We start from the raw sequence: 4,471 nt of genomic DNA, 5'->3' as shown, positions 1-4,471 counted from the left end.
TTTGGGTGGATATCTGCCGGAATGGCAGATTTTTAGAACCGATTTCTAATGGATTTAGAACCGGATTACTGGGTGGGGATGCTCCGGATTATGCATTTTAATCGCTTAGGTACATTCTTATTGGTGTCTATCGCAATCTCAATCCCTGTTACATTATTCAATACAAGCCCTAATTTTTCTGATATGAATGGAAGATGTACTACCCTTTTATCTTTCGAGTACAAAATATAGTTATTAACGTATATCCAAGCCTTTTTTTGTTGATTTAGATTTTCATCTTCATTGGATTGGCTTTTTAGATTAAATTTCAAATCTCCAAATACATGAGGGGCTATATCCCCATTCTTATCCAAGTCTGGATATATTATTTGGTATGTGTCGTTAAAATGTTTACCATCAATCCTTACCAAATCAAAATCATATAAATGATAAGTTTCAGGTTGATGTTCTTCTAAATATTTGATAATTTCATCATTTACCACATTATAGCATAGTTTTAATTTATCTACTACAATATTTATATTATGCTTATCTATCAACTGTTCAAGTTGAGTAAAGTATGTTACTTTTTCATACTGGTCTGTTCCTTTTAATATTTTATTCATTCTGGTTTATTTTTATCATCATTATTATCATTAATTGATGGGACAGAATTCCAATAGTCACGCATTGATTTTGCTATTTTGGCTTTTGTTATTTCATCACGAGGTTTTCCATAGTTGGGATTTAAGCCATTCTGTTTTGCAAGCGACATCTTCCATTTTGTTCCATCATTTGTAATTTCTCTATAAATTCTTTTTGCCATAATTTCTATTTTTAAATTTTTATTATTTAGTGTTGGTTACACCTTCATATATAAATATTACAATAGTTCAAAAAGTATCAATATAGATGAACTTTTATAGTAACTTTTTTTCTTGAGAAATTTATTTACAGGATAATCCCCTCGAATACAGTGGGGTGGTTCAATAGAAATAAAGTAGTTCAATAGATTGAAATAGGTAGGGTTAAGAGGTTGTTTGTTGCTATTCCTAAGGAGTGGCAACAAACAACTATTCAAATCTTCATCCCATTTCTTTTATTTTATTATTTCTACTTAAGACACATCTTTTCCATTATCATAATTTCAACAATTATGAAACAATTATACATTAATAAATCAATTGGATTAGTTGTGTAGTTGGAATGTGTCAATTACTGAATGTGGAGAGCTTCAATAATTTTAGTGTAGATTTGGTCAATAACATCCTTAACAGACCATTCAACAGCCCCTTCTTCATCACCCATTTCTTCATTAAATGCCCCTGATTCTTCGATGATATAATTAAGATATTCATTTTCAATATCACATAAGAGTTCACTCTTATCATCATCATCTTTCAAATTCAATCCTTTGCGAACTGTCCACCATTTCTCAGGATATGGATTATATAAATCATTAAGACCTCCATATATTCTATTGGTGAGTTCATCTTTAAGATTATTTAATTCATCATATTGAACCATTAATTCAAAGGCTTCATCAGCATTGGTGAATATATTGGAATCATCAATCAAAATATCAGAATTAATATATTGGTGGATAATATCATTAACCACTGTTTCAACTTCTTCTTTGGAATACATCCCTTTATTTGGGTTGTTATCACCAAATTCACCAACATAACTTAATATGTCTATTACCATACCTTCAGGTTTTGTCACTTCAATTAAATTTTTTGTTTTCATACTTGTACTTTTTTTATTAATTAATTTATTAAACTTTTATTTATCTACCACCATTAAGACATATTTCACCCATTGCCATAATACGCTTATTATAGCTTTATTTAATGTCTATATATGGTGGGTGATTATTTTATATCAAGTCGTTTGTTTTCGATTTGGTATTACAAAGATATGTCAAAGGTTTGAATTGTACAAATCAGAATCTGACGTAAATATTTGATAATTAGTGGATTATTGTTAAAATAAGTGGTTGATATATTATTATTTTAACTAATTTTAAAATCAAGATAACTATCAAAATATCAATATATTACATTTAAATTTCTGAAATTTATCATTTCAATTGAATAATAATTAACTTGTTATATATCAGTAATAATAATCAACTTATTCCTGTATTGATGCGACATTGAGGCATGTCAAAATAATTAGTATTGATTATCAGTTGTTTATAAATTTGATATGTATATGTATATCTTGGATTTATATCAAAATAAACACTAAGAATTAATTTTAATTATAACTGATAATCAAGCAATTACATTTAGTTAAAAATCGTTAACTGCAATTCACTTACTCAAAGCAAATCTATTTTGGCTCAAATATTAGATACAGGAGGTATTCGTTTTATTAGTAATAAATATATAAAACAGAAGAGTTATGAAAGCTCAGATATTTGTAGAAGTCTTTTATCTTAAAAACAAAAGCAATATTTTATAAAGGATATGACTATAAAAATTCACATCTCTTCCTTTCTATATCGTTCCAATTCTTCAATATTAAAAGTATAGGGTTTTACAGCAGTAGATACAGGTTTGATTTTTAGTTCTGATAATAGTGTCGTTAATCTTCTATTAGAAATACATAGAAACTCACAAGCCTCTGCACGAGAATAGATTTTTTTATCAGGGTCATATTTAAATTTGTTATCAATATAATTTAAAAGTTCCTTTTTAATCTCAGAAGTTTTGGCTGATTTCTCATTCTTTTTGATTTCATTTATTGAAGTATCTATTATTGGATTATTAGATAATAAATCAGATATTATATTTTCTACATAATTCCTTAAAAAATTGAATAAAGGAATTTTCTTTTTTGATACAATAATTATCATTTTAGACATTTTGGTATCAATAGAAGTAATTTTCATAGAAGCTAATTTAATCCCTTCTTCATCTATATAACCTTTAAGACTTTTGATATAATCATCTATAATACAAATACATTCTTGCAGTTCTGCTTTTATATATGGAATATTGTTTGAATGTCGCTCACATAAGTTTTTAACATAGGCATCAAAAGTTGATGTTATTTCAATGTTGTTATCTGCACTAAAACAGCGATTCCACAGCTTATATTTATCCATTTTTGCTCGTTAGATTACTTAATAACTTTATACTTGCATCTTTAAATACAGGAAATTTCTCGTTTCTATGAACATATCCTTGCGTGACAGTTGTTGTTTTTTGTGCCATCATATCTCGAATGTCATCATAACCATATCCTTGTTGTCGTGCGTGAGTAGCCCATGTATGGCGAGACCAATAGAATGATATACTATTAATATCTAATTTTTTTGCAACACGTTTAAGAGCTTTTCTCATTCTACCAAGTTCTTCCTTTATTTTATAAAATCTTTCCTCTCCACTTATTGATTCATAAAAGGGGAAAAGATAATTGTCTTTATCCTTTGATAAATTTCCATGTTTATCAAGGATTTTTTCTATTAATGGATTAATGTAAACATAAGCATATTCACTCTGTCTTACAGTGTTTTTTGTCTTATTCCTATTGAAATATATATACTTATCTCCTATATTATCAATCAATATGTTACTATATTTCAAATCCATAATATCAGAGAAATTCATGCCTTGACAAAAATAACTAAATATAAATAAATCAATAGCCAAAATTTCTTTTGTAACTTTATTATCTATGTTGGATTGATGATATTCATATATTTTTTTTAAATCCTCCATTGAAAGTAGCATTTCACGAGGTGTATATTTAGGAATTACATACTTATTCTTTCCAAAAGGAAAATCATCTCTTCTTGCAATCTTTTTCACATCAATAGCATAGTTATAAACAGCTCTTAATGGACGTAAATAAATACCAATAGTTCCACTTTCTTCTTTGAAAGATGATTTTGCATATTTTTTCAAAAACTCAGGGGTGATATCCCTAAAAAATAATTTAGGTTTGTACTTCCTTAAATGATTTAATGCACATGTATATGAATTAACAGTTCCATGTTGCTTATTATCTTTAAGATTTTGTATATATTCCTCATAAACAGAATAAACATCCTTAACTGATTTTGTTTTTGAATTGTATATACGAGAAAATTCATCGAAAGAGAAAAAATCTCTTATTTCATCTACAATTCGATTTGCTTCTGCAAATTTTTTATCAGCCTCTCTACGTGCATTGATTAAATCAGGTTTACGACTTTTAGATAATTCATCAAATTCATTTTTGGTAAGATAATAAGGCTTATCCAACGAAAAATATCGAGGCTGACGTGAATAAGTTACTCTTATTTTCAAAGGATAAAGATTAGCCTCTTCACCCTCTTTTCCAATTTGCCTTTTTGTTTTCTCTGTTATTGCTTTTTTGGTATCCAAAGCAATAGCTACACTTACTGCATAATCCGGAGCATCCCCACCCAGTAATCCGGTTCTAAATCCATTAGAAATCGGTTCTAAAAATCTGCCATTCCGGCAGATATCCACCCAAA

5 protein-coding genes are annotated in these 4,471 nt (G+C 28.0%); all 5 read right to left on the bottom strand.

The window, feature by feature from the left end:
• Positions 1-65: 65 nt before the first annotated feature.
• Positions 66-605 (bottom strand): hypothetical protein, encoded by a 540-nt coding sequence (locus tag D0T84_RS21415; RefSeq protein WP_163309967.1) that lies wholly within the window; start codon positions 603-605, stop codon positions 66-68.
• Positions 602-805, bottom strand: coding sequence for an NUMOD3 domain-containing DNA-binding protein (locus D0T84_RS21410; RefSeq protein ID WP_163309966.1), 204 nt, complete (start codon positions 803-805; stop codon positions 602-604). Before D0T84_RS21410 ends, D0T84_RS21415 begins: the two co-directional genes overlap by 4 nt.
• A gap of 389 nt (positions 806-1,194) precedes the next feature.
• A complete protein-coding gene (locus tag D0T84_RS21405) occupies positions 1,195-1,728 on the bottom strand; it encodes a hypothetical protein (RefSeq protein ID WP_163309965.1) in 534 nt (177 codons plus the stop codon).
• Positions 1,729-2,467: 739 nt separating this feature from the next.
• Positions 2,468-3,094: a hypothetical protein gene (locus D0T84_RS21400; RefSeq protein WP_163309964.1), complete on the bottom strand. Its 627-nt coding sequence runs from the start codon at positions 3,092-3,094 to the stop codon at positions 2,468-2,470.
• Positions 3,087-4,471, bottom strand: a 1,385-nt coding sequence (locus D0T84_RS21395; protein WP_163309963.1) for a site-specific integrase, incomplete at its 5' end; no start/stop codon positions are given. The genes D0T84_RS21395 and D0T84_RS21400, both read right to left, overlap by 8 nt.

This window comes from Dysgonomonas sp. 521, from assembly GCF_010501055.1.
Classification (GTDB): domain Bacteria; phylum Bacteroidota; class Bacteroidia; order Bacteroidales; family Dysgonomonadaceae; genus Dysgonomonas.
Note: the sequence above shows the minus strand (reverse complement) of the source record. Positions and strands in the feature narration are given on the sequence as shown.

Excerpts from the sequence above, each read along its gene's own strand:
- D0T84_RS21400 (WP_163309964.1), bottom strand. The coding sequence starts at position 3,094 with ATGGATAAATATAAGCTGTGGAATCGCTGTTTTAGTGCAGATAACAAC.
- D0T84_RS21410 (WP_163309966.1), bottom strand. The coding sequence starts at position 805 with ATGGCAAAAAGAATTTATAGAGAAATTACAAATGATGGAACAAAATGG.
- D0T84_RS21405 (WP_163309965.1), bottom strand. The coding sequence starts at position 1,728 with ATGAAAACAAAAAATTTAATTGAAGTGACAAAACCTGAAGGTATGGTA.
- D0T84_RS21415 (WP_163309967.1), bottom strand. The coding sequence starts at position 605 with ATGAATAAAATATTAAAAGGAACAGACCAGTATGAAAAAGTAACATAC.